The following is a 25229-nucleotide window of genomic DNA, read 5'->3' on the forward strand; positions in this document are numbered from 1 at the left end:
TACATTGATTACTACAACCATGACCGCCTCAGAGAGAAACTAAAAGGCCTGAGTCCGGTAGAGTATCGAACTCAGGCCACGAAGGCCGCCTGAATTTACATCGTCCAACTTATGGGGGGCAGTTCATGACTGCGCCCTGCTCTGCTGCGGTTTAGAAACGTACCTCCCCGCCGAAGATATAGGTGCGCCCACGGGCGGTGTTGGTCGGCGTGAAATCTTGTGACTGCGACGGCAGTGAGTTCATCTTGTTCAGCGCGTCCGAGTAGTCTTTGTCCATCAGGTTTTGCACGCTGAGCTTCAGCAGCAGATTGCGATTCACCTGATAGGTGCCGTACAGATCGATAATGGTCGGAATATGCGGCGCCGGCTCCTTCATCAACTGTTCGTTTTCATCGGGAGTGGAATTAGGCGACAGGCGCACCGCTTTGCCGGTGTATTTCACCACCCCGCCCAGCGTCAACGTCTCGTCCAACAGGCGCACCCCGCTGTCCAGCGTGAAGTAGAACTCCGGCAGTTCGCTGACATCGCCCGCGCCGAATTCGTTGCTGGCCTGGTTGGTCGGCTGGGAAGTATGCTCCTTGCTTAACGACAGTTTGGTGAAGGCGAAACCGGCGTCGTACAGCGCTTCAAGCTCCACCCCGCGCATTTTGACCGGTTCGGGGGCGTTGCTGTACATGGTCATTTTGACGTTGGCGTCCGCGTTATCCCACTCTTCCTGCGTCGCCTGCGAGCGATTGCACTTCTGGCGATTCTTACACACCAGGTAGGATTGGCTGGAAATGTAGTTTTTGATCCTGGTTTCGAAATAGACCGCTTTCAGCTGGAAACTGTCCTGCTTGAACAACAGATCGTGAGCGTTGGCGTTGAAACCACCCTGCCAGGTCTCCGCTTTTTCTCCCTTGAGGAATGGGTTCATCGATTGCCCTTCGCTGTTGGCGAAGAACACCTCCTGGATATTCGGCCCGCGCATCGACTTGCTGTAGCTGACGAACGGCTGCAGCCACGGCGTCACCTGCGCCGACAGCATCACTGACGGATTGAAGCCGTGTTCGTTGCGGGTGATATTGCTGGCGCCCTGCGGGAAACACTCTACGCGCTCGTCACAGGCCGGCTTATAACCGGAGAGGCGATAGGCGGTGTAGTTCAGATCGAAATTCCCCTGCCAGATGCCGTAGTTAGCTTGCAACCCGCTGTACAGGCTGGAGATATCTTGTTTGCCGGCAATGCCCACCGGCATGCTTTCCGCCTGATTGTCATCCGTCACCAAACCGGAGGCCTTTTTCTTATACTCGTTGCGCACCAGCTTGCCGCCGTAGCTGAAGGCGAAATCGACGTCCTGCAGGCTGAAACGGCTGGTGTTGTTGATATCCAGCGCATCGGAGATGTTTTTCGCCGTGCTGTCGCTGAACCCCGCCATGTTGTCGGACATGAACTTTTGCTCGCCGCGGCTGGTGCTGGCGGTCAGGTTGAAATCGATCAGCTCGGAGAACGGCGCGTAGTGGTATTTGAGGTAGAAATCGTCGCTGTCGATGTGGCGGCGGGTGATTTTATTCTGGTAGCTGCGCGCCGACAGTTCGATGCTGTTGAAGGCATCCGGCTTGATGTCCACCTTGAACAACTGGGATTTCGGGTTCTGGCGGTAGGTTTTATCGACGTTGAACATCTCGCTGTCGAAACCGGCGCCATTTTTGTAGTTGGAGGTGATGGAGCTGCCGCTGATCGCCGCCATCGCCCCCAGGCTGCCGCCGTCGGCAAAGGCGGCGGTTTTGGCGCCCACGGCGATCATGCCGCTGCGGCCGATGCCGTTATTGCCCACCGAGAATTTGGTACGCACGCCGAACGGGTTATCGGAAAACACCACGTCGTCCACGCCGATAGTGCGGAAGTTGGCGCTGCCCGCCAGGGCGTTAACCCCAGCGGAGCCGGTGGCGTTGCCGCGCGCCACGTCGACGCCGACGATAAAGTTAGGATCGATCAGCGCCCCGAACTGGCTGGTGGGCAATCCCCCGTGCGCTGCGTCGCTCGGCGAGTTGCCGTAGTAGTTTTGCGTGATGCCATCGACCATGGTGTTGACCCGGCCAAAGCCGCTCAGGCCGCGGATATTGACGCTGACCGAGCCCTGGCCGGGATCGATCTGGGTATAGGTGCCCGGCATACTGCGCAGAATACTGTCCACCGACTCCAGATTCTTGTTTTCGTCGCGCGAGCTGAACGCACCTGGCCTCGCCAACGCGTCTTTTTCGCTGCTTTTGCCGCTGTCGGCGGCCGAGACGTTGAGCGGGCTGAACGCCACGCTGCCTTTATTATTTTCCGCCTGTTCCTGCGCGGCCGCAGCCGGCCCGTGCAGCGCCAGTCCCGCGCCGATCAGGCTCGCTATCATTTTGATTTTCATATATCCCCAGAAATAGCCAATAAGGTTTGATGGCCGACAATGCCCAGCAAAAAGCCCGCCGAAACGCGCGGTAAAAGGTTGTTATTGTTTTATTGCGCCGCAGCGTGCTGCGGCGCTAAAGGTTATTTCTGCGCCTGCCGGTCCGCCGCCAAAATAAAGGCGTACTCCAGCGCGCCGTTTTCCAGCCGCGCCAGGCGGCCCGATTTGCCGCCGTGGCCGGCGGTCATGTCGGTGGAGAGCAGCAGCAGCGAATCGCCCTGCTTGAAGCGCCGCAGCTTCGCCACCCATTTGGCCGGCTCCCAATACTGCACCTGCGAGTCGTACAAGCCGCTGGTAACCAGCAGGTTCGGGTAACGCTGCTTGCGCACGTTGTCGTACGGGCTGTAGGACTTCATCAGCGCATAGGCGGCCGGCTGGTGCGGGTTGCCCCACTCCTCGTATTCCCCGGTGGTGAGCGGAATGCTGTCGTCCAGCATGGTGGTCACCACGTCGACGAACGGCACCTGCGCCACCACCGCGTTGTACAGCTGCGGCGCCTGATTGATCACCGCCCCCATCAGCAAGCCGCCGGCGCTGCCGCCCATGGCGTAGATGCGCCCCGGTTGGCCGTAGCCGTCTTTGATCAGCGCCTGGGTGGCATCGATGAAGTCGTTGAAGCTGTTCGGTTTGTGCGTCAGCTTGCCCTGCTTGTACCAGCTCTGCCCCAGCTCGCCGCCGCCGCGCACGTGGATCAGCGCATAGACGAAGCCGCGATCCAGCAGGCTGATGCGGTTGGCGCTGAACGCCGGATCCATGCTCATGCCGTAAGCGCCGTAGCCGTACACCAGCAGCGGGTTATGCCCGTTTTTGAACAGCGATGTGCGGTACACCAGCGAGACCGGCACCTTCACGCCGTCGCGCGCCGTGACCCAGATGCGCTCGCTGTGATACAGGCTCGGATCGACGCCTTTCACCTCCTGCTGCTTGAGCAGGGTGCGCTCGCCCTTGTTCAGATCCCACTCATAGGTGCGGGTTGGCGTGGTCATCGCCGAATAGCCGTAGCGCAAGCGATCGCTGTCCGGCTCGGGGTTATAGCCCAGCCAGGCCATGTAGCTGGCGTCGTCGAACGGGATGGCGCGCTCGGTTTTACCGTCCCAGCTGATTTGCCGCAGCTGCACCAGCCCGTTGGCGCGCTCCTGCACCACCAGCCAGTCGCGGAACAGACTGAAGCTCTCCACCTCGTGCTGCGCCTGCGGCGCGATCAGCGTCTGCCAGGGTTTGCCCACCGCCGCCGTGCGGTACAGGCCAAAGTTCGGATCCTGATGGTTGGAGCGCAGGTAGAACTCGCCGCGGTAGTGATCGAGATAATACTCGCGGCCGTTCTGCCGGGCGGCGAACAGCTGCGGCTCGCGCTGCGGCTGGTTGGCGTCGATCAGGCGCACCTCAGAGGTGGTGTTACCGCTGATGGTCAGCATCAGGTAATCACGCGAGGATGAGCGGCCGAGGCTGAGGTAGAACGCCGAATCGTTTTCCTGGTACACCAGCTCATCTTCCGCCGTCGGCGTACCGTACTGATGGCGATAAACCTGGTATGGCAACAGCGTTTGCGGATGGTTGCGCACGTAGAACAGGGTTTGGTTGTCGTTGGCCCACACCATGTTGCCGGAGGTGTTTTCCAGCGTTTCCGGCGCCCAGCGTTCGCTGCCTATCTCGCGCAGGGAGATGCGGTATTGGCGGCGGCCCTGCAGATCTTCGGCCACCGCCAGGCGGCGGTTGTCTTGGCTGACGTCCATCGCCCCCAGGCGATAGTAGGCGTGGCCGGTCGCGCGCTGATTGGCGTCCAGCAAGGTTTGCCACGGCGCGTCGGCGGTGAGCGCCTGGCGCTGATACAGCGCGAAATCTTTACCGGCAGCGTAGCTTTCCTGATAGCGATAGCCGTTGAGCTGATACGGCACCGAACGATCGTCAGGGTTCATGCGGCCCAGCATCTCCTGATACAGCGTGGCGCGCAGCTTCTGGTACGGCGCCATCATCTGCTCGGTGTAGCGGTTCTCCGCCTTCAGGTAGTCCAGCACCTTCGGCTCTTTTCGGCCGTCGTCGCGCAGCCAGTAGTAATCGTCGCTGCGAGTCTCGCCGTGCGCCGTCAGCGCTTTCGGCGCGCGCTCCGCCAACGGCGGCTGCGGTTGCGCCAGCGCGGCGCCGGCGATGCCTAAAGAGAGCCAGAGCGCGGCCGCGATGCGACGGCGCGGGGTGAATAACAGCGGATTCATAATCCCTCACGAAGTTTGAAGAGGCGCACGACGGCGATGCGGCGCCTGCGGGCATTAACGGCGGGCATTCAGCTCCGCCAGATTGAAATCGATCGGCATCGTCACCTTGACGGCCCCCTGCTGCAGCATCTCCGGCGGCGGCGGCGGCAACGGCTGGGCGCGCGATACCACCGCCACCGCTTCCCGATCCAGCGACGCGGTGCCGGAACGCACCTGCAGCATGACGTTCGAGACCCGCCCCTGCGCGTCGACGCTGAAACTGACCTGCGGCATGCCGCTACGCCGGCGGCTGCGGGCATCCAAAGGGTAATCCTTGATGCGGTTCAGTTTGCCTTTCACCAGGCTCTCCCACGACAGGTTGGCCTGCGCGTTGCTGTTGGCGTCGCTGTTGATCGGTGCGGCGGTCTGGTGGGAGAGCGTCTGCGCCTGCGGCGCGGCGGCGCTGGACGCGGCGGCATTGCGCGTCTCTTTGGCCTGTTCCTGCGGCTTCGGCTGCGATTTTTGCGGGGGGCGGTGTTCGGCGCGCTTCTTCTGCGCCGTCACGATTTTCGCTTTCTCGGCGCGCGCCAGCTTGGGCAGATCCGGCTGTTGCTGCTGCTCCGCAGGCTGCGCCGCGGCGGATTCCGCCTGCTGCACGCCCAGCGGCAGCGGCTTGCTTTCCGGCGCTTCAATCTGCGCCGCCCAGCTCATCATCACCGCCGGCGGTGGCAGTACCACCGGCTCCAGCGCCGTCTGCGGCCAGTAAAACAGCAGCACCAACGCTGCGTGCGCCGCCAGGGCGAGCAGCAGGCCGCGCGCCCAGCGCGGCTGCGGCAGTTCAAAGGCCGGAAGGGGATAAGACTGACTTAACATAGGGGCATTAGCTTGCTTAATTGCGAATGATTGCAGATCACATTTACTAATGATAATCATTTGCAACTATAATTAACACCCCTTTTCACTGTCTTAACGTATTCATTTCACTGATGGTGTGATCCACAGGTAGTCTGCGGTGTTCGCATCGACCTGTACGCCCGGCTCCGCCAGCATCAGCACCGTCGGTGCCGCCGCCGGTTGCAGATCGCGCACGTGCAGCGGCACCCCCACCGATTTGGCGGCGTGATAGCCGCCGGCGATCAGCAGCGCGGGCGTCGGCGCCGCCAGCAGGCGTTCCGCCATGCGCCGGTCGCGCTGCTGCTGGATCGCCAACATCGCATGCAGCTGGTCGGCCTCAATCTTACCGCCGTGCGAAGTGCGGATGGTCTCTTCCAGCGCCTTGCGCACCGCCGGCTGCGCCGATAGCTGCCCCACCGGGAATTGCGGCTGCTGATAGAATGCCGTAATCTCGCTGCGATCCAGGTTGGCCGACCACAGCGGGTAAGGCGCGCGCATCGCCGCCATCGTCACCCCGCCATACAGCTCCCACTTCCAGCCCGGCTGCCAGGCGATCAGCTCCGCTACGCGGCCGTCACGCACGGTGGGATCGCTCTGCAACCACTGCTTGACCTTGTCGACCTGCGCCTGTTGGTTCGGGTTGATCATCTCCATCAGTACGCTGCCCTGCGGCCGCCGCAGCGGCAGCTGCTCTACCAGCCATTGCTCAATCTTGTGGTGGTAAGGATTGTCATGCTTCTCCCCGACGATCACCCGCGGCTGCTGCGCCAGTCGCACCAACAGCTGATCCGGCGTCAGGGTCGCGCCGCTGTGCAGATCGGTGATGCTCCCCAAACTCGCGACGTCGTTGGTGGGCGCCTTCACCGGCGTTTGGCTACAGGCACCGAGCGCCAACGCCGCCAATAAAATCATGTATCTCATCATGTTGCCCCATTATCGAAAATGGCGACATTATAGATAATAATTATCATTTGCATATAGATCCGGCTTAACGATTTTTTTACGCGGCGATCGCCGGCGGCGCATTGCGTTGAAAAAGCATTGCGGGTATAACCAATAGCCATTCAGATATTTAGACGTCTATACGGATAGATTATTATGCAACCATCGGCACCCGCCGCAGGACAGTTCAAACGCAGCATGAAGGCCCGGCACCTGGTGATGCTGTCGCTGGGCGGCGTGATCGGCACCGGGCTGTTTTTCAACACCGGCTACATCATCTCCACCACCGGGGCGCTCGGCACGCTGCTGGCCTACCTGATCGGCGCGCTGGTGGTGTATCTGGTGATGCTGTGCCTGGGCGAACTGTCGGTGGCGATGCCGGAAACCGGCGCTTTTCACGTCTATGCTTCGCGCTATCTGGGGCCGGCCACCGGCTATGCCGTCGCCTGGCTGTATTGGCTCACCTGGACGGTGGCGCTCGGCTCCAGCCTGACCGCCGCCGGATTCTGCATGCAGTACTGGTTCCCACAGTCGCCGGTATGGCTGTGGTGCCTGATCTTCTGCGCGGCCATTTTCCTGCTCAACGTGGTGACCACCCGCTTTTTCGCCGAAAGCGAATTCTGGTTTTCGCTGATCAAAGTGGTGACCATTCTGGCTTTCATCATTCTGGGCGGCGCCGCCATGTTCGGCCTGCTGCCGATGAAAGACGGCACGCCGGCGCCGTTCCTGCATAACCTGACCGCTTCCGGCTGGCTGCCGCACGGTACGCTGCCGATCCTGATGACCATGGTGGCAGTGAACTTCGCCTTCTCCGGCACGGAGCTGATCGGCATCGCCGCCGGTGAAACCGAGAACCCGGAAAAAGTCGTGCCGCTGGCGATCCGCACCACGGTGATCCGCCTGATGCTGTTCTTTATCGGCACGGTCTTCGTGCTGGCAGCGTTGATCCCGATGGATCAGGCGGGGATCGTCAAAAGCCCGTTCGTGCTGGTGTTTGAACGCATCGGCGTGCCTTACGCCGCCGATATCTTCAACTTCGTGATCCTGACCGCCATCCTGTCGGCGGCCAACTCCGGCCTGTACGCCGCAGGGCGCATGCTGTGGTCGCTGGCCCACCAGCGCACCCTGCCGGCCTACTTTGCGCGCGTCAATGCGCGCGGCATTCCGATCAACGCCCTGACCTTCAGCATGCTCGGCGGCGTGCTGGCGCTGCTGACCAGCGTGATCGCGCCGGACACGGTGTTCGTCGCCCTGTCGGCGATCTCCGGTTTTGCGGTGGTGGCGGTGTGGCTGAGCATCTGCGCGGCCCACTTTGCTTTCCGCCGCGCCTACCTGCGCAGCGGCCAGCCAATAAGCGGCCTGAAATACCGCGCGCCCGGCTACCCGCTGACGCCGATCCTCGGCTTTGCGCTGTGCCTGCTGGCCTGCATCGGGCTGGCGTTCGATCCGGAGCAGCGCATTGCGCTCTACTGCGGGCTGCCGTTCGTCGCCCTGTGCTACCTCATCTATTTCCTGACCCGGCGCGCCGGGCAAAAAACCGCTTTGGGAGAACAACATGTCGGTTAACAACCCCGTCGCACGCCTGCTGGCCGCACACCCCACGCTGATCCTGGACGGCGCGCTGGCTACCGAACTGGAAGCGCGCGGCTGCGATCTGACCGATCCGCTGTGGTCAGCCAAGGTGCTGATTGAAAATCCCGAGCTTATCTATCAGGTGCATCTCGATTATTTCAACGCCGGCGCCCAATGTGCCATCACCGCCAGCTATCAGGCCACGCCGCAGGGCTTCTTGCGCCGCGGCCTGGATCAGGAGCAATCGCTGGCGTTGATCGCCAAAAGCGTGCACCTGGCGCAACGCGCGCGCCGCGATTATCTGGCCGCGCACCCGCAGGCCGCGCCGCTGCTGATCGCCGGCTCGGTGGGCCCGTACGGCGCCTATCTGGCCGACGGCTCGGAATACCGCGGCGACTACCGGCTGGCGCAGGATGACATGATTGCCTTCCACCGCCCGCGCATCGCAGCCCTGGCCGCCGCCGGCGTCGATCTGCTGGCCTGCGAAACGCTGCCGTCGTTCGCCGAACTGCAGGCGCTGCTGACGCTGCTGCAGGAATTCCCGACGCTCGGCGCCTGGTTCGCCTTCACCCTGCGCGACAGCCAACACCTCAGCGACGGCACGCCGCTGACGGAGGTCCTGTCCGCGCTGCGCGGCAACCCGCAGGTGTTGGCCATCGGCATCAACTGCATCGCGCTGGACAAGGTCGCCCCGGCGCTGCGCCAACTGGGCGCGCTGGCCGACAAACCGCTGCTGGTTTACCCCAACTCCGGCGAGCACTACGACGCGGTGAGCAAAACCTGGCACGCCTGCGGCAGTGAGCACGGCAGCCTGGCGGATCAGGCGACGGAGTGGCGCACGCTCGGCGCACAATTGATCGGCGGCTGTTGCCGCACCACCCCGCAGGATATCCGCACCATCGCCGCGCGCTGTAAGAAATGAGCAGGGGGGTTATTCGGTTAGCCGGCGTAAGTGTTCAGCGGCTTGTTCAATGTTGAGGCGGCCTTGAGCTGCTTCAACCGAGTTCTGCGTCTTCCCGCAGTGCAATGCCATTAATACCGAGAAATAGCGCCATGCTTTGGAAGGCCGTACGTTTGTTGCCATCAAGAAAAATGTGACCGTGGCTGATGGCGATGAGATAGAGCGCGGCCAAGCGGTAAACGTCTGTGACGTTCTCGTAGTGGTAAGCATTGAGCACGCGGTTGGCTACGGCCTCAACTTTGCTGCCATCCTGGCGGCCGTGAGGCACAATTTCAGCATTGAATTCCGCAATATCCTCTGCGGTCAAAAAGATCATCTATTCGCCAGCGCCTTAATCGTATCCGCGTGTTTAGCCTGAATGCGCGCTTTCACCTTGGCTTTGACCAAGACCTCATAGTCGGCCTTACTGATGATGTAAACCTCATCGTGTCCGCGGCGCGTCACTTCCACCGGCTGTTTTTGCGCTTCCAAAAGCACCTCGGCCAAATTGTTTCTCGCCGCCGTGTAGCTAATCGTAGTCATTTTCTTTACCTGTACATGTACATGTTTGGCGATTATTTGTACCACATCCGCTGGAAATAAAAAAGCCCCCGGCGCCAACGGCGCAGGGGGCCAGTCACTCAACCCGGGCTTACAGCGGTTCGGTCTGGGCTTCCACCACCGCCAGCGCCACCATGTTGACGATGCGGCGCACCGAGGCGATCGGCGTCAGGATGTGCACCGGCTTGGCGACCCCCATCAGCACCGGCCCGACGGTCACCCCTTCCGAACAGGAAACGCGCAGCAGGTTGTAGCTGATGCGCGCCGCTTCCATGTTCGGCATGATCAGCAGGTTGGCCGAGCCTTTCAGCGGGCTGTCCGGCATCAGATCGTGACGGATGCTTTCCACCAGCGCGGCGTCGCCGTGCATTTCGCCGTCGATCTCCAGCTCCGGCGCCAGCTCGTTCACCAGCTCCAGCGTTTTGCGCATCTTGCGCGCCGCCGGGCAGTCGGAAGAGCCGAAGCTGGAGTGAGACAGCAGCGCCACCTTCGGCTCGATGCCGAAGCGGCGCACGGTTTCCGCCGCCATCAGGGTGATCTCCGCCAGCTGTTCCGGCGTCGGATCGTCGTTGACGTAGGTGTCGGCGATAAAGGTGTTGCCGCTCGGCAGCAGCAGCGCGTTCATCGCGCCGGCGACGTGCGCGCCTTCACGGAAGCCGAACACGTTCTTCACCACGTCGTAATGCTCGTGGTAGCTGCCGATGGTGCCGCAGATCATCGCATCCGCTTCGCCGCGGTGGAGCATGATGGCGGCGATCAACGTCGGGTTGCCAATCACCGCACGGCGCGCCTGTTCCTGCGAGACGCCGCGACGCTTCATGATCTGGTAGTACTCGCCCCAGTATTCGTTAAAGCGCGGATCCGACTCGTTGTTCACCACTTCGAAATCCTTGCCCGGCGTCAGCTGCAGGCCCAGCTTTTTCAGGCGCATCTCGATCACGCTCGGGCGGCCGACCAGGATCGGGAAGGCCAGCCCCTGCGACACCAGCTCCTGCGTGGCGTGCAGCACGCGCTCTTCCTCGCCTTCCGCCAGCACCACCCGCTTCACCTCTTTGCGCGCCTGCGAGAAGATCGGCTTCATGAACAGGTTGGTTTTGTAGACGAACTCCGCCAGCTTCTCGACGTAGGCGTCGAAGTCTTCGATCGGGCGCGTCGCCACGCCAGAATCCATCGCTGCCTTGGCCACCGCCGGCGCGATCTTGACGATCAGGCGCGGATCGAACGGTTTCGGAATGATGTATTCCGGCCCGAAGGAGAGATCCTGGTCGTCATAGGCGGAAGCCACCACGTCGCTCTGCTCCGCCAGCGCCAGATCGGCGATGGCATGCACGCAGGCCAGCTTCATCTCTTCGTTGATGGTGGTGGCACCCACGTCCAGCGCGCCGCGGAAGATGAACGGGAAGCACAGGACGTTGTTCACCTGGTTCGGGTAATCAGAGCGGCCGGTGCAGATGATGGCGTCCGGGCGCACCGCTTTGGCCAGCGGCGGCAAAATTTCCGGCTCCGGGTTGGCCAGCGCCATGATCAGCGGATCGCGCGCCATGGTTTTCACCATATCCTGCGTCAGGACGCCTGGGCCGGAGCAGCCGAGGAAAATGTCGGCGTTCGGGATGGCGTCGCCCAGCGTACGCTGGCCGTTATCCTCGATGGCGTAGGCGGCTTTGGTCTGCTCCATATTGACGTCGCGGCCTTTATAGATGACGCCCTTGGAATCGCAAACGGTGATATTCTGTTGCCGCAGCCCCAGCGCTACCAGCAGGTTCAGGCAGGCGATGGAGGCCGCGCCGGCGCCGGACACCACCAGGCGTACGTCGGAGATATTCTTCTTCACCACGCGCAGGCCGTTGAGCACCGCCGCAGTGGTGATGATCGCCGTGCCGTGCTGGTCGTCGTGGAACACCGGGATCTTCATGCGCTCGCGCAGTTTCTGTTCGATGTAGAAACACTCCGGCGCCTTGATGTCTTCCAGGTTGATGCCGCCGAAGGTCGGTTCCAGCGCGGCGATAATGTCGATTAATTTGTCAGGGTTATGCTCATCCACTTCGATATCAAACACATCGATACCGGAAAACTTCTTGAACAAAACGCCCTTGCCTTCCATCACCGGCTTACCGGCCAACGCACCGATATTGCCCAGACCCAGTACCGCCGTGCCGTTGGAAATCACCGCCACCAGGTTGCCGCGCGCGGTGTATTTGTAGGCCGCCAACGGATCTTCGGCGATCTCGAGGCAAGGCGCGGCGACGCCCGGCGAATAGGCCAACGCCAGATCGCGCTGGGTCGCCAACGGTTTGGTGGGGGAAACCTGGATCTTCCCTGGGACAGGAAACTGATGGAAATCAAGGGCACTCTGTTTGAGCTGTTCGTCCATTATGGATTCCTTTGTTTTTTGCTTTTATGTTGAGGTAAGGCTTTGAGGCTGCGCCCTGCCGTGGGCCGTGGCGCCCAAGTACAATGACAGGGCGCAGCCTTGAAGTATAGTGAGAGAAACATCACAAACTTTGAAGCGGGCCATAACCTTGGCCGAAAGACCGTTTTAAAAGTAAAAAAAGGATCGCGAGACGAGCCGGAGAAACGCCGCCGTCAGCGCGACGGCAGCGTGGCGCGCCAGGCGTTGAGCGTCGCCACCTGCCCGGCGCAAATGTGTAACGAGGTTTGTAACGCCAGGGTATAGCTTACCGCATCGCCCCAGGTCTCCCCCTGCAGCTGCGGTTGCTCGCAGGGCGCGAATACCGACTCAGGGGGCAACAGCGGCACGGCCTGCGGTGCCGGCGGCCGGGCGCAGGAGCTCAAGCACAGCGCCAGGCAGAGGCTGAGCGGCGCAGGGATCGTTTTTAATCGCTTCACGGTATTTCCTCTGATAGGCCTCGTGTTGTTGGCGCAGCTGCCGTTCCTGCCGCTGCTGCGCCGCCATCAGCGCACGGTTTTGCGCGTCCTGGGTCTGCAGGGTGGCGATCAGCCCGGCCTGCTGCGCCAGGCTTTTCTGCTGCTCTGCCGCCTGTTGCCGCGCGGACGCCAACTGGTGCGACAGCAGCGAGCTGTAGCCGCCGAGGCAGATGGCCGCCAGCAACAGCAGCAGCAACCCGCCCTGCATCAGGTTTTGCAACCAACCGCTCATGCCGGGTAATCCCGAAACGTCAGTTGGAAGTGCGGGCCATCCTTGAGGGTTTTCCACTCGCCGCCCCATTCGACGTTGACCCCGCATTCGCGCGCCGCGCGCCGCACCGCCACCGCGATCTGCGCGTAGTAATCCCACTCCCAGGAGACCACCCCGGCCGGCATCGCCACCACGTCCACCGCGTGGCCGGTCAGGTGGCGGCTGCGCAGCGTCTGGCTGCTGCCGGCGCGCACCATTTCCCGCTGGCGCGCCATGCTGCGCAGCCCCTCGCTGACGGAGAACGGCACCAGCGAATAACGCAGCGCCAAACGAATAACGCGCACCAGATCCGGGTGTACGCCGCGCAAGTTCTCTTCGCTGCGGGCGGTAAAACGAATATCTTCGATGTCATTTAACATTTTTAAACCCCGTTTTTTTGCCAATGAATTTCTTAATTAAGGCGTTGATGTAATCCGCCCCCATAAAGCCAATCAGCACGCTGGCTAAATTCGCCCACTTTAATTCCAGGCCCATCAGCGCCAGCGCATCGCGCACCGTCCAGGCCAATAACGCACACATCGCCGCATTCAATAAACGGCGCCGAATGCCCACGTTGCGATAGGCGCCGTGCAATAGCGCCATTACGCCGGCCAAAATGGCGTTCAATACCGGCTGAAGATATTCACATACTCGCTGGACTATTAAGCCAACAGCGTCAGGCTCTATGCTGGACATAGCTCATCTCCTTTTTTATTTTTAATTAAATGCCAATCACGGCCGGTGGGACATCGGATAATCAGAATCTAGTTAAGGATGCTATTACAAAGCAAATGAATAAATACAGGCCCTATGGTCGAATTCATTCATGCTGAACGCTGGCACAACACATCAACGCCAATGCAGGCGGCAGTGAACAAAAATTCATTGTTATCGTGATTTATTTCGACTTTTGTTTTCACCAAAAATAAACATTAATAGCTGCGGGAAATAATTCCCCATCATAAAAGCATCCACTCTGGAGAAATACCATGTCCACACGCAAAGCCGTTATTGGGTATTATTTTATTCCAACCAACCAAATCAATAATTACACCGAGTCCGATACCTCCGTCGTGCCGTTCCCGGTTTCCAACATCACGCCGGCCAAAGCCAGACAGCTGACGCACATCAACTTCTCGTTCCTGGACATCAACAGCAGCCTGGAATGCGCCTGGGATCCGGCCACCAACGATGCCAAGGCGCGCGATGTGGTCAATCGCCTGACCGCGCTCAAGGCGCATAACCCCAACCTGCGCATCATGTTCTCCATCGGCGGCTGGTACTACTCCAACGATCTGGGCGTGTCGCACGCCAACTACGTCAACGCGGTGAAAACCCCGGCGTCGCGCACCAAGTTTGCCCAATCCTGCGTGCGCATCATGAAGGATTACGGCTTCGACGGCGTAGACATCGACTGGGAGTACCCGCAGGCGTCGGAGGTGGATGGTTTCATCGCTGCGCTGCAAGAGATCCGCACCCTGCTGAATCAGCAAACCGTCGCCGACGGCCGCCAGGCGCTGCCGTATCAGTTGACCATCGCCGGCGCCGGCGGCGCCTTCTTCCTGTCGCGTTATTACAGCAAGCTGGCGCAGATCGTCGCACCGCTCGATTACATTAACCTGATGACCTACGATCTGGCCGGCCCCTGGGAGAAGATCACCAACCACCAGGCGGCGCTGTTCGGCGACGCGGCTGGGCCGACCTTCTACAATGCGCTGCGCGAAGCCAATCTGGGCTGGAGCTGGGAAGAGCTGACCCGCGCCTTCCCCAGCCCGTTCAGCCTGACGGTCGACGCCGCGGTGCAGCAACACCTGATGATGGAAGGCGTGCCGAGCGCCAAGATCGTGATGGGCGTTCCCTTCTACGGCCGTGCCTTCAAGGGCGTCAGCGGTGGCAACGGCGGCCAGTACAGCAGCCACAGCACGCCGGGCGAAGATCCGTATCCAAGCACCGATTACTGGCTGGTGGGCTGCGAAGAGTGCGTGCGCGACAAGGATCCGCGCATCGCCTCCTATCGCCAGCTGGAACAGATGCTGCTGGGCAACTACGGCTATCAGCGCTTGTGGAACGACAAGACCAAAACCCCTTACCTGTATCATGCGCAAAAAGGGCTGTTCGTCACCTATGACGATGTCGAAAGCTTCAAATACAAAGCGAAGTACATCAAGCAGCAGCAGCTGGGCGGCGTGATGTTCTGGCACCTGGGGCAAGACAACCGCAACGGCGACCTGCTGGCCGCGCTGGATCGCTATTTTAACGCCGCAGACTACGACGACAGCCAGCTGGATATGGGCACCGGCCTGCGCTACACCGGCGTCGGCCCCGGCAACCTGCCGATCATGACCGCGCCGGCCTACGTGCCGGGCACCATTTACGCGCAGGGCGCGCTGGTGTCCTATCAGGGTTACGTCTGGCAGACCAAGTGGGGCTATATCACCTCGGCGCCCGGCTCCGACAGCGCCTGGCTGAAGGTAGGCCGCGTGGCGTAAGCCATAAAAAAACCCCGTAGCCGAACGCTGCGGGGTTTTCATTGAGTTAACCGTTTGATTTTCGCGTCCCTTCGTCTCTATTCCTTCAGTTGTGGCACCAAGGATAACCGCCATCCCGCACCACTTCCCGGCCCATCAGGCTGTAAACATCGCTTTTGCGCGTCAGCCGCTCATGCCACCAGCTAAACCCGGCGCCCTTGCTGGCCGGATGCCACGCCAGCCAAATCATTTCGTCGCCCTTTTGCATCTCCACCGGCACCGTCACCAGTTCGCCGCTGGCCAATTCCTTTTCGATCAGCGCAGGCGGCAGAAAAGCGTGGCCGATGCCGCGCTTGAGCAGCGCCAGGTTGCTTTCCACGTCGCACACCACCAGCTGGCGCTGCAAAGGCAGCGTGCCGTGATTGCGTTTGGGCAGTTCGTGACTGCTGTCGGCGATCACCACCACGATGTCGTTCAAGCGCTGCTTCTTGCACACCGGTTTTCTCTGCGCCGCGAACGGGTGCGAAGGCGACACGCACAGCACGAAGTTGAGCTTGCCGAGCATCAGGGTTTTGGCCTGTACACTGTCGGGAATTTGGCCGATGGCGATGATCAGATCCGCCCGGTTGTTCTTCAGCGCATCCCAGGTGCCGTTCAGCGCTTCCCGCTGCACCGAGATATTGGCGTTCGGGCAATGCTGAATATAGTCGCGGATATCCTGCGTCAGGGTTTCCAGCGGGAAGAAGGTATCCACCGCCAGACGGATATTATTGTCCAGCTTGGGGATGTTTCTTACCCGACTTTCCAGATCCTGCACCGCATTCAATATCCAGCTGCCTTCCTGCAGCAAAAATTCCCCTTCATCCGTCAGGGTAATCATCGGGCCATTGCGATGAAAAAGTTTCACGCAGAGTTTGCTCTCAATATTGGAAACCCGGTAAGAGATCGCCGAAGGCGTTTTATGCAAGGCCTCCGCCGCCATAGAGAAAGAGCCGGTACTCTTGATGGTGCTGATTATTTTAATCGCGTCCAGGGATAATCTAGTCATACATATTCCTCTTTAAAATAAAATAAGAAAAATGACACTAAATTCCCAAGGTGGTGGCGCACAAAAATCGATCAAGTCGAACAAGGGCACTCAAAGCAACAAGCAATATACTTCATAAATGAGAGCGCTATCTTAAATACTATTCATCAAGGCCTGACAGAAAATTCATCATAACGCCGTGCTTTTACACTGTGACAGTTAAATAAATTCAGCCTAACGATCAAAGTTCGTCATCATAATATTTTTCGTTAATAGCCGTTAAAACATTCCGCCCTGCTGCTCAGCCAGAATGATAAAAATAAAACAAGCCGACAAACAGGGTTATTTCTAATTGCGTTATTAGCCTCTCATTTTGTCGGTGAAATACGCTCAACTTACAACATCATTTCAGTCAGGAGTGACTTATGAACAAAACTTCCCGTACCCTGCTCTCTCTGGGCCTGCTGAGCGCGGCCATGTTCGGCGTTTCGCAACAGGCGAATGCCCACGGTTATGTCGAGTCGCCGGCCAGCCGCGCCTATCAGTGCAAACTGCAGCTCAATACGCAGTGCGGCAGCGTGCAGTATGAACCGCAGAGCGTCGAAGGCCTGAAAGGCTTCCCGCAGGCAGGCCCGGCTGACGGCCACATCGCCAGCGCCGACAAGTCCACCTTCTTCGAACTGGATCAGCAAACGCCGACGCGCTGGAACAAGCTCAACCTGAAAACCGGCCCGAACGCGTTCACCTGGAGACTGACCGCGCGTCACAGCACCACCAGCTGGCGTTATTTCATCACCAAGCCGAACTGGGATGCTTCGCAGCCGCTGACCCGCGCTTCCTTTGACCTGACGCCGTTCTGCCAGTTCAACGACGGCGGCGCCATCCCTGCCGCGCAGGTCACCCACCAGTGCAACATACCGGCAGACCGCAGCGGTTCGCACGTGATCCTTGCCGTGTGGGATATAGCCGACACCGCCAACGCCTTCTATCAGGCGATCGACGTCAACCTGAGCAAATAATCGGCCAAACGAGGCGATCTTTGAGGGTTCAGCCTGGCGCTGAACCCTTCTTTTTTTTTGCAGGTGCCGCTATTGCGACATATTGAGGAGGGTACGCACATTGAGCGCGCTGGTGGCGATAATGTCGATGGCGCCGGTCCGCAAAGCGCCCAAAATCGCCAACGCCTTGGTGTTCTCAGAAGCAATGGCGATCACGCAAGGGATTTTGCGCAGCTCATCGATGCTTAGCCCGATCACTCTGTCGTTCATCACCGTGTCGACGTGCTGCCCCTGAGCATTGAAAAAGTCATAGCCGGCGATATCGCCGATCACGCCCTGATTAAGGCTGGCGTCGATAATCTCGTGCGGCGTGAACCATCCCAATTTCACCATATAGCTGTTTTCATTCATGTCGCCAATGCCGACCAGCGCCACATCGGCCTTACGCGCGCGATCCAGGGTTTCCTTAATCGTGCCGTTCTGCATGAATGCCTCTTTCAGCGCGCGATTTTCGACGTAGGCCGGCGCATAGAGCGTCTCGCTGCTACCACCGAATTTCTTGGCCAAGCGCCGACTGATATGGTCGGCATTGATCGCATCCCCCGGACGGTGAGTGCCGCCGATGCCGCAGATGAACTTGCAGTTGCGTTCCGTCACGTTGCCGACGTGGTCGGCAATCGCCGCCACGTTGCGCCCCTGACCGACCGCCAACACCATATCGTCTTTCAACGACGTCGCCAGATAGTTAGACACCAGCGCCGCCACCTGCCGACGCTGCTCTTCTTCGTCCTGGTGATCGAGCGCGATCAGCGCACGGCTGATGGGAAATCGATCCATCATCTGCTGTTCCAGCCGGGTACTGAATACCGGATGATAACGCACGTTGATCTCGACGATGCCTTCTTCCTTGGCGCGTTTGAGCAAGCGACCGACTTTGATCCGCGAGATGCCGAACTTCTTGGCGATCTCTTCCTGCGTGATCTCATCCTGATAATAAGCAACGGCGATTTCGGTCAGCAGTTCGTTATCCTGGGACACAGTTTGTTTTTCCATCCGTTAGACGTTTCCCCACGGCAGGCCGGTTGATGATGAGGGAAGACCGGCGAACCGGCCCTCCGACAACGCTGAATGCCCGCTAGTATAACGCGTTCAGGCGGCAACGGTATTCAGTCGTTGTTCCACCTCGTCCGCCAATCGGGTCAAGAGCAAACAACAAGATACCGCGCCGGCATCCAACACGCCGCGCGAGCGCTCGCCCAGACGACTGGCGCGGCCGATTTTCGCCACCAGCTCGCGAGTGGAATCCCTTCCGCGCACTGCGGCGATCCTCATTTGCGCCAGCGCAGCGGCAAAATCGTCCCTCCGCCCCGCCGCCAGTTCAAACGCCGCTACCGCCGGTATCAGCGTATCCATCAGGCACTTGTCACCCACGCCCGCACTGCTGATGCCCTGCAGTTCGCTCAGTCCGCCGTGCAACATCGCCAAAAATGCCTGCTTATCCAGTTCGTTTCGCTCACGGACGCTCTCCGCCATGCCCATGAACAGGCTGCCATACAGCGGCCCCATCGAGCCGCCAATACCCTCCATCAACGCATCCGAAACAGCATCGAACGCCTGCGCCAGCGTGAGCTCGCGGCCGTGAATGGCGTCGCCGCACATCGTGAATCCCTTCGACATATTGATGCCATGGTCGCCGTCGCCGATGGCGCCGTCGATTTCGCTCAGGTATTCGCGGTTGCTGACAATGGTGTCTATCAGCCCCGCCACGATCTCACTGCCGTACCGGGTTGAAATTTGTTCCGTCATCGTTCACTCCCCCTGGGTTAAACCTAAGGATTGCGCCGGCATATCCAGCAGCATTTTCAGTTCGTCATCCAACTTCATCAGCGTCAACGTCACGCCCATCATTTCCAGCGACGTAAAGTAATTGCCGACGTAGCGCCGATGCACCCGCATGCCCTTCGCCATTAACCGACGCTCTATTTCGGCATAATAGATATACAGCTCCATCACCGGCGTGGCACCAAGCCCGGAGATCAGCAACGCCACCTCCTGGCCTGGTTCCAGAGGCATATCATTGAGCACGAAATCAAGCATGGTGCCGGCCATTGCCGACGCCGACTGGATCGGCGACACCTCAATGCCCGGTTCGCCGTGATGGCCGATGCCGATCTCCATCTTGCCGTCTTCGATATGAAAATTGGGTTTGCCGACCGCGGGAATGGTGCAGGAACTGAGACCGACGCCGATCGAACGGCAATGGTCGATGGCCTTTTGCGCCGCACCGATCACGCCGTCCAGATCGTATCCCTTCGCCGCCGCCGCGGCGCCGATTTTCCACATCAGAATTTCGCCGGCCACGCCGCGCCTTTTATCGATTTCACTGGCCGGCGCCGAGGCGACATCATCGTTGGCCACCACGGTTTTTACCCGTATACCAGCCGCCGTCGCCTTCTTGATCGCCATCTTAACGTTCATGTTGTCGCCCGCGTAATTGCCGTACAGGCAAGCCACGCCCACGCCGCTGTCCGCCGCCTTGAAGGCGTCGAGAAAAGCGCCCGCCGTGGGGGAGGAAAAAATTTCGCCAATCGCGACGGCATCCAGCATATTTTTACCGACATAGCCCAGGAACGCTGGCTCATGACCGGAACCGCCGCCGGTGACGATACCCACTTTACCGGCGATCGGTGCCGGTGGATATTTCAATACCCGCGCATTATCGGTAGTGGCGTAATAGTCCGGGTGGGCCAGCCTGTAGCCCTGAATAGCGTCTTCCACTACATGATCGGGATCGTTAATGATTCTGTTCATCGCGGCCTCTCTGTCGCCTGAATAAAAATTATTGAATGGTGTAACCGCCATCGACCACCAGGTTGGCGCCGGTGATCATCGTCGCTGCGTCACCGGCCAAAAACAGGGCGCTGGCGGCGATATCTTGCGGCTCGGCGAAGCGCCTCAGCGGGATTTTCTGCTTCATTTGTTCCGCCACCTCGCCTGACCAGGCCTTACGGCCCAGCTCCGTCAAAACCACGGTGGGTGAAATGGCGTTGACCCGCACGTTGTGCGGCCCCCACTCCAGCGCCAACACCTGGGTCAGACCGAGCACGCCCGCTTTACTGGCGCAATAGGCCAGGTGATTAGGCAAAGCCACCACGCCGGCCTGCGAAGCGAGATTGATGATGCTACCGCCGCGCTGGCGAATGAAACGGCGTCCCACCGCCTGGCAGGTGAGAAACACGCCTTTCAGATTGACCGCCAGAGTCGCGTCCCACGCCGCTTCCGGCAGTTCCTCCGCCGGATGCAGCGCGACGATGCCGGCGCCTCGGCGTCCAGCTGTCGCGCCACTTCCGCAACCTGCGGCGCACGATCGAGCAGCGCCACGCGCGCGCCGTTTTGCAGATAGCGCTCGGCGATAGCGAGACCGATGCCCGCAGCGCCGCCGGTAATCAGCGCCACTTTGCCCTGCAGCGAGAGTTCGCGCGGCGCCGTAGTTTGATGATTAATCATATATTTCCCCTTAAAACGGTGAACTTCACGAGCGGTCAGGATATTTTCGCCAAACTCGCGCCGCGTTCTTCCTGCGCCGTCGCGCTTTCTTTCGGCAGCGTGACAAATTTCATCAGCACGCCGCTGAACAGGTACAAACCGGTAAAGATCCAGATCACGCCAACGGTGCCAAGACTGCCGATAAACAGCCCTACGACCGCCGGGCCGACAAAGGTGCTCAGGCCTGCGCCCAGATTGAGAATCGACATCGCCGCGCCCTTATTGTCCGGCGCCAGCGACGGCATAATGGCCGACAACGGCACAAACGCCGCCAGGCAGGCGCCGAACAACCCGGCGGCGCAAACGGTCAGCAGGTAGTTGGCGCCGAAGAATTGCGGCACGTAGTAGAACATCAGCGTGGTCAAGGCACAGCCGACGCAGCCAAACCACATCACCACATTGCGCCAGCCGAGCCCGTCGCTGATCACGCCGAAAATCAGGTTGAAAATGATGTTGACCGTCCACAGCGCCGCGTACATCTGCAACCAATGCGTGCGGGTGAACCCCATATCCATCATGTACATGGGCATGAATACGACGAAGCCGTAAGCCGCAGAAGTATTAATGGTACGCACGATGCCGCCCAGGCCGATCTTCGGGTTTTCAAACGCGATGGTGATGCCTTTCAAGACGTAACCCAGCGACGCTTTTTCCCGATCGCCGCGCTCCGCAGCGCCTTCGCTGCGATTAAGCATCAGCGCAATCACCGCGCCCAGCACGACGAAAATAAGCGCGCTCCACAGCGTGTGGATCTCGCCGAGATAAGGCAGCATGATGCTTGAATACAGCACGCCCAACACACTGAGCCCGCCGCTGTAGACGAACCAGAAAATCCCCACCGCCGAACCCAACCTTTCCGGCGGCGCCTCATACGCCACCCACACCAGAAAACCGTAGGCAAACAACGGATAGCCCAAGCCACGCAGCGCATAAGTTGGCACCATGATCGACAGGTTGTTGCTCGGCAGGCCGAACGTCAAAAAACACACCGAACCGAACAAGAACAGCAACAGGCCGGCCAACATCACTCGCCGCGCGGTAAAGATTTCCGCCAACACGCCGGAAAACCAGGCGGCGATCGCGGCAGCAAAACCATAAACGCTGAACAACAGCGCCGATTCCTGAATGCTCAGACCCTTGCCGATCAAATAAGGCGACAACCAGCCCTGTTCCAGCCCTTCGCCCATCATGAACACCAACACGCCGGCATAGCCCAGCAGCAGTTTCGGTGACAGACCAATGCGATGAATCAGTCCATGCAACATAGAACACCCCAGCACATGTGATTATGGAGGTGCAGGCTCGCCCGCACCCGAGGAACGACGCAGGCTTCAGAGGTTTGGATTAAGCACCACTTTGATCGAACCGACGCCACGCTTCATCAGCTCGAAACCTTCGGCGAACTGTTCCAGCGGCAGCGTATGCGTCACCACGCCTTCGGTCGGCAGATCGCCATTGGCGATGCCTTCGATCACCAGCGGATAGCAATAAGGGCCGAGGTGCGAACCGAGCACGTCCAGTTCCTTGCGGTCGCTGATGATGCTCCAGTCAACGGTCACCGAATCTTTGAACACGGAAAATTCGACGAAGGTGCCGAGCTTGCGGATCAGCGTCAGGCCCTGTTCCACGGACTTTTGTGCACCGGTCGCCTCGATGTAGATGTCGCAGCCATAGCCGTCGGTCATTGCTTTAACTGCGGCGGGCACGTCGTCACGGGTTGGATTCAGCGTCACATCCGCGCCGAAGCGCTTCGCCAACGCCAAACGATCGTCGGACAGATCCAGCACCACCAGCTTCGAGGGCCCGGATTTCTTGATGGCACCGATCATGCCCAACCCCAGGGTGCCGGCCCCGGCCAGCACCACGACGTCCCCCAGTTTGATATTGGCGCGTTGCACCGCATGGAAGGAACAGGCGTAAGGTTCGATGAGGATGGCTTTTTCGATCGGCAGATCGGCCGGCACGTGATAGTTAATCGCCTCTTTGGTGAACTTCATGTACTCGGCCATGCCGCCATTGACGTTTTTCTGGAAACCGTACAAGTCATGCTTTTCGCACATCCAATACTGACCGCGGTTGCAGAAGCGGCATTGCCAGCAGGGAACGATCTGTTCTGATATCACGCGATCGCCGAGATTGAAGCCCTCGACGCCTTCACCGTACCCCACGACATGGCCGATAAATTCATGGCCGGGGATCATCGGCGCCTTGATGTACGCCGGTTGTTTTTCATCGCCCCAGAAGCTGGGGGCCCCCTCGAACGCTTTGACATCGCCGGCGCAGATGCCGCAGGCCTCGATCTTCACCAGGATCTCTTTCGGACCGATCTTCGGTACCGGCACCTGTTCCAGGCGGTAATCTTTTGGGGCGTAGGCTACGACCGCTTTCATGATCTCGGGGATACCGTCCGCCATTTTCGCCTCTGTTATGCAGGTCTGACACATAGCACTCTCCTCTGGTAGGGTTACTTTTTTGATCATTAATACAAACAAAGAACAAATGAACACTAACCCCAAGCGTTAGATTTGCCCACAGAGAACTTATCAAAGTGTGATATCGCTCAAAAACACGTCTAAATGAGGATATGCAACGATTAAAGCCCCTTTTTTAGTGACTTAAGTCACCTTTTACAATGATGGATAAAAAATACGGCAAAAAACAAAAGAACATCAATTGAACATTTGAATAAACAGGGATACGGTAATGAACGTGGCGCCACCGAGGATCGCTGCCCTTTTCGTTACCAACCAGGAGACCGCTATGCTGCCTATCGCCATCGGCGCCGATGATGCCGCCATTGAACTGAAGGATCTGATCGTCGCCCACCTGCAACAACGAGACATCCCCGTCATTGACTACACGACGGATCGCGCCGCAGAAGCGGGGATCTATCCCGATATCGCCTATCGCGTCGCGCAGGCGATACGGGTTGAAAAACACCGGCGGGGGATCCTGCTGTGCGGCACCGGCATTGGCATGAGCATCGTGGCCAATAAAGTGCCCGGCATTCGCGCGGCGCAATGTCACGATACCTACTCCGCCCAACGGGCGCGCAAAAGCAATGACGCTCAGATCATCACGCTGGGCGCGCGGGTTATCGGTGCCGAGCTGGCGAAAGCTATCGTCGATGCCTGGCTGGAATCGGAGTTTGAAGGGGGAGGATCGGCACCGAAAGTCGAGCGAATCGGCTATTACGAAAACGCGGTCAGACGGCGTTAAACCGTCCGCCGTCTCGATGGCGGTCGCGCGCAAGCCGCGCCCCGCCTGGGTTTATTCGGCATTCATTGTTATTATCCATCGCAACAATCAGAAAAAGCGCATTTTCATTCCCAACCCGATGATGCAGTGTGTTCCCCCTATGATGAAAAAGGTTCTCATTTCCCTACGTTGAGCTTGGTCAAGGAGCTTATTAATGAATCAATTAGACGCACTCAAGCAGCTGACCACGGTGGTCGCCGACAGCGGCGATATCGAATCCATCCGCCAGTTCGAACCCCAGGACGCCACCACCAACCCTTCGCTGATCCTGAAAGCCGCCGCACTGCCGCAGTACAAGGCGCTGATCGCCGAAGCGCTGGAATATGCCCGTCGCCAGGGCGGCAGCAAGGAAACTCAGCTGATCAACGCCAGCGATAAACTGGCGGTCAATATCGGCGTCGAGATCCTGAAAAGCGTGCCGGGCCGCATCTCCACCGAAGTGGACGCTCGCCTGTCGTTCAATCGCGGCATGTGCGTCGCCAAAGCGCGCAAGCTGATCGCCATGTATCAAGAACAGGGCATCGACAAATCGCGCATCCTGATCAAGCTGGCTTCCACCTGGGAAGGCATCAAAGCCGCCGAAGAGCTGGAAAAAGAAGGCATCAACACCAACCTGACGCTGCTGTTCTCCTTTGCCCAGGCCCGTGCCTGCGCCGAAGCCGGCGTATATCTGATCTCGCCGTTCGTCGGCCGCATCTATGACTGGTACCAGGCCAAACAGCCTGCCGCCGACTACGACGCCGATCGGGATCCAGGCGTCAAATCGGTGCGCACCATCTACGAATACTACAAGCGTCATCGTTACCAGACGGTGATCATGGGCGCCAGCTTCCGTAAGGTTGAGCAGATCCTGGCGCTGGCCGGCTGCGATCGCCTGACCATCGCGCCGAACCTGCTGGAACAGCTGAAAAACAGCGACCAGCCGGTCGAGCGCAAGCTGACCCCGTCTACCGAAGGCTTCCACCAACCTGCCCCGCTGGCCGAAGCGGAGTTCCGCTGGCTGCACAACCAGGACGCCATGGCGGTGGAGAAACTCGCCGAAGGCATTCGCCTGTTCGCCGTCGACCAGCAGAAGCTGGAAGACATGCTGGCCGCTCAACTGTAACCGTACTGGAGTTTCGTTATGTCTTCTCGTAAAGCGCTTGCCAACGCCATCCGCGCACTCAGCATGGACGCCGTACAAAAAGCCAATTCCGGCCACCCGGGTGCCCCTATGGGCATGGCGGACATCGCCGAAGTCCTGTGGCGTGACTACCTCAACCACAAC

Annotated in this window: 25 protein-coding genes and 1 pseudogene; 8 read left to right on the top strand and 18 right to left on the bottom strand. The window is 59.5% G+C overall.

Annotation, left to right across the window (positions count from 1 at the left end):
• Positions 1 to 93: IS3 family transposase (locus tag M6G53_RS23470; protein WP_253333459.1), on the top strand; the 93-nt coding region annotated here is incomplete at its 5' end.
• Between the two features lie 58 nt (positions 94 to 151).
• On the opposite strand, the gene M6G53_RS23475 is transcribed toward M6G53_RS23470, so the two are convergent.
• The 4 genes from M6G53_RS23475 to M6G53_RS23490 all read right to left on the bottom strand — a co-directional run bounded on the left by M6G53_RS23475 (position 152) and on the right by M6G53_RS23490 (position 6435).
• The gene (locus M6G53_RS23475; protein ID WP_253334812.1) at positions 152 to 2392 is read right to left on the bottom strand and encodes a TonB-dependent receptor domain-containing protein; all 2241 of its coding nucleotides are present in this window, start codon (positions 2390 to 2392) and stop codon (positions 152 to 154) included.
• Positions 2393 to 2514: 122 nt separating this feature from the next.
• Entirely contained in the window at positions 2515 to 4641 is a 2127-nt protein-coding gene (locus tag M6G53_RS23480; RefSeq protein WP_253334813.1) for a S9 family peptidase, read from the bottom strand.
• A gap of 54 nt (positions 4642 to 4695) precedes the next feature.
• On the bottom strand, positions 4696 to 5493 hold the full coding sequence (locus M6G53_RS23485) for an energy transducer TonB family protein (RefSeq protein WP_253334815.1): 798 nt from the start codon (positions 5491 to 5493) through the stop codon (positions 4696 to 4698).
• 102 nt (positions 5494 to 5595) lie between these two features.
• On the bottom strand, positions 5596 to 6435 hold the full coding sequence (locus M6G53_RS23490) for a ChaN family lipoprotein (protein WP_253334849.1): 840 nt from the start codon (positions 6433 to 6435) through the stop codon (positions 5596 to 5598).
• A 177-nt stretch (positions 6436 to 6612) separates the two neighbouring features.
• On the opposite strand from M6G53_RS23490, the gene mmuP reads away from it, so the two are divergent.
• Both mmuP and mmuM read left to right on the top strand, forming a co-directional pair.
• Positions 6613 to 8022 carry an S-methylmethionine permease gene (mmuP, locus tag M6G53_RS23495; protein WP_253334816.1) on the top strand — a complete coding sequence of 470 codons (1410 nt, stop codon included), beginning with the start codon at positions 6613 to 6615 and terminating at the stop codon, positions 8020 to 8022.
• On the top strand, positions 8012 to 8950 hold the full coding sequence (mmuM, locus tag M6G53_RS23500; protein ID WP_253334818.1) for a homocysteine S-methyltransferase: 939 nt from the start codon (positions 8012 to 8014) through the stop codon (positions 8948 to 8950). Before mmuP ends, mmuM begins: the two co-directional genes overlap by 11 nt.
• A 73-nt stretch (positions 8951 to 9023) precedes the next feature.
• Here mmuM and M6G53_RS23505 read toward each other — a convergent pair whose 3' ends face one another.
• From M6G53_RS23505 to M6G53_RS23535, 7 genes are all read right to left on the bottom strand, one after another.
• Positions 9024 to 9305: a type II toxin-antitoxin system death-on-curing family toxin gene (locus M6G53_RS23505; protein ID WP_253334820.1), complete on the bottom strand. Its 282-nt coding sequence runs from the start codon at positions 9303 to 9305 to the stop codon at positions 9024 to 9026.
• Complete coding sequence (locus M6G53_RS23510; RefSeq protein WP_004936539.1) at positions 9302 to 9511, bottom strand: type II toxin-antitoxin system Phd/YefM family antitoxin; 210 nt, start codon at positions 9509 to 9511, stop codon at positions 9302 to 9304. The genes M6G53_RS23505 and M6G53_RS23510 overlap by 4 nt, the downstream gene beginning before the upstream one ends.
• 109 nt (positions 9512 to 9620) lie before the next feature.
• Entirely contained in the window at positions 9621 to 11900 is a 2280-nt protein-coding gene (maeB, locus tag M6G53_RS23515) for an NADP-dependent oxaloacetate-decarboxylating malate dehydrogenase (RefSeq protein WP_253334823.1), read from the bottom strand.
• 212 nt (positions 11901 to 12112) lie between these two features.
• On the bottom strand, positions 12113 to 12286 hold the full coding sequence (lysC, locus tag M6G53_RS23520) for an Rz1-like lysis system protein LysC (protein ID WP_253334825.1): 174 nt from the start codon (positions 12284 to 12286) through the stop codon (positions 12113 to 12115).
• Positions 12267 to 12647 (bottom strand): DUF2570 family protein, encoded by a 381-nt coding sequence (locus M6G53_RS23525; protein WP_253334827.1) that lies wholly within the window; start codon positions 12645 to 12647, stop codon positions 12267 to 12269. Before M6G53_RS23525 ends, lysC begins: the two co-directional genes overlap by 20 nt.
• Entirely contained in the window at positions 12644 to 13024 is a 381-nt protein-coding gene (gene chiX, locus M6G53_RS23530; RefSeq protein WP_473589357.1) for an L-Ala D-Glu endopeptidase ChiX, read from the bottom strand. The genes M6G53_RS23525 and chiX overlap by 4 nt, the downstream gene beginning before the upstream one ends.
• A 10-nt stretch (positions 13025 to 13034) precedes the next feature.
• The gene (locus tag M6G53_RS23535) at positions 13035 to 13361 is read right to left on the bottom strand and encodes a phage holin, lambda family (protein WP_004936551.1); all 327 of its coding nucleotides are present in this window, start codon (positions 13359 to 13361) and stop codon (positions 13035 to 13037) included.
• Between the two features lie 293 nt (positions 13362 to 13654).
• Between M6G53_RS23535 and chiB the strand changes: the two genes are divergently transcribed.
• Entirely contained in the window at positions 13655 to 15154 is a 1500-nt protein-coding gene (gene chiB, locus M6G53_RS23540; RefSeq protein WP_253334831.1) for a chitinase ChiB, read from the top strand.
• Positions 15155 to 15239: 85 nt separating this feature from the next.
• Here the strand turns inward: chiB and M6G53_RS23545 are convergent, their stop codons facing one another.
• Positions 15240 to 16181: a LysR family transcriptional regulator gene (locus M6G53_RS23545; RefSeq protein ID WP_038881234.1), complete on the bottom strand. Its 942-nt coding sequence runs from the start codon at positions 16179 to 16181 to the stop codon at positions 15240 to 15242.
• A 404-nt stretch (positions 16182 to 16585) separates the two neighbouring features.
• Here M6G53_RS23545 and cbp21 point away from each other — a divergent pair, with 404 nt between their 5' ends.
• Positions 16586 to 17179, top strand: coding sequence for a chitin-binding protein/chitosanase CBP21 (gene cbp21 / locus M6G53_RS23550; RefSeq protein ID WP_253334835.1), 594 nt, complete (start codon positions 16586 to 16588; stop codon positions 17177 to 17179).
• A gap of 69 nt (positions 17180 to 17248) precedes the next feature.
• Here cbp21 and M6G53_RS23555 read toward each other — a convergent pair whose 3' ends face one another.
• The 6 genes and pseudogenes from M6G53_RS23555 to M6G53_RS23580 all read right to left on the bottom strand — a co-directional run bounded on the left by M6G53_RS23555 (position 17249) and on the right by M6G53_RS23580 (position 23148).
• On the bottom strand, positions 17249 to 18211 hold the full coding sequence (locus tag M6G53_RS23555) for a sugar-binding transcriptional regulator (RefSeq protein WP_253334837.1): 963 nt from the start codon (positions 18209 to 18211) through the stop codon (positions 17249 to 17251).
• A 96-nt stretch (positions 18212 to 18307) separates the two neighbouring features.
• Positions 18308 to 18964 carry a dihydroxyacetone kinase subunit DhaL gene (gene dhaL / locus M6G53_RS23560; protein ID WP_253334839.1) on the bottom strand — a complete coding sequence of 219 codons (657 nt, stop codon included), beginning with the start codon at positions 18962 to 18964 and terminating at the stop codon, positions 18308 to 18310.
• A 3-nt stretch (positions 18965 to 18967) separates the two neighbouring features.
• Complete coding sequence (locus M6G53_RS23565) at positions 18968 to 19969, bottom strand: dihydroxyacetone kinase subunit DhaK (RefSeq protein WP_253334841.1); 1002 nt, start codon at positions 19967 to 19969, stop codon at positions 18968 to 18970.
• Positions 19970 to 19997: 28 nt separating this feature from the next.
• Positions 19998 to 20665: pseudogene (locus M6G53_RS23570) on the bottom strand (SDR family oxidoreductase).
• Between the two features lie 35 nt (positions 20666 to 20700).
• Positions 20701 to 21969: an MFS transporter gene (locus M6G53_RS23575; RefSeq protein WP_253334842.1), complete on the bottom strand. Its 1269-nt coding sequence runs from the start codon at positions 21967 to 21969 to the stop codon at positions 20701 to 20703.
• Positions 21970 to 22035: 66 nt separating this feature from the next.
• Positions 22036 to 23148, bottom strand: coding sequence for an MDR/zinc-dependent alcohol dehydrogenase-like family protein (locus tag M6G53_RS23580; RefSeq protein WP_301286300.1), 1113 nt, complete (start codon positions 23146 to 23148; stop codon positions 22036 to 22038).
• A gap of 316 nt (positions 23149 to 23464) precedes the next feature.
• On the opposite strand from M6G53_RS23580, the gene rpiB reads away from it, so the two are divergent.
• From rpiB to M6G53_RS23595, 3 genes are all read left to right on the top strand, one after another.
• Positions 23465 to 23923: a ribose 5-phosphate isomerase B gene (rpiB, locus tag M6G53_RS23585; protein WP_253334843.1), complete on the top strand. Its 459-nt coding sequence runs from the start codon at positions 23465 to 23467 to the stop codon at positions 23921 to 23923.
• A gap of 193 nt (positions 23924 to 24116) precedes the next feature.
• Positions 24117 to 25067 carry a transaldolase gene (gene tal / locus M6G53_RS23590; protein WP_253334845.1) on the top strand — a complete coding sequence of 317 codons (951 nt, stop codon included), beginning with the start codon at positions 24117 to 24119 and terminating at the stop codon, positions 25065 to 25067.
• 18 nt (positions 25068 to 25085) lie between these two features.
• Positions 25086 to 25229, top strand: a 144-nt coding sequence (locus M6G53_RS23595) for a thiamine pyrophosphate-binding protein (protein WP_146158885.1), incomplete at its 3' end; no start/stop codon positions are given.

The sequence above is a fragment of the Serratia nevei genome (genome assembly GCF_024160145.1).
Taxonomy (GTDB): Bacteria; Pseudomonadota; Gammaproteobacteria; order Enterobacterales; family Enterobacteriaceae; genus Serratia; species Serratia nevei_A.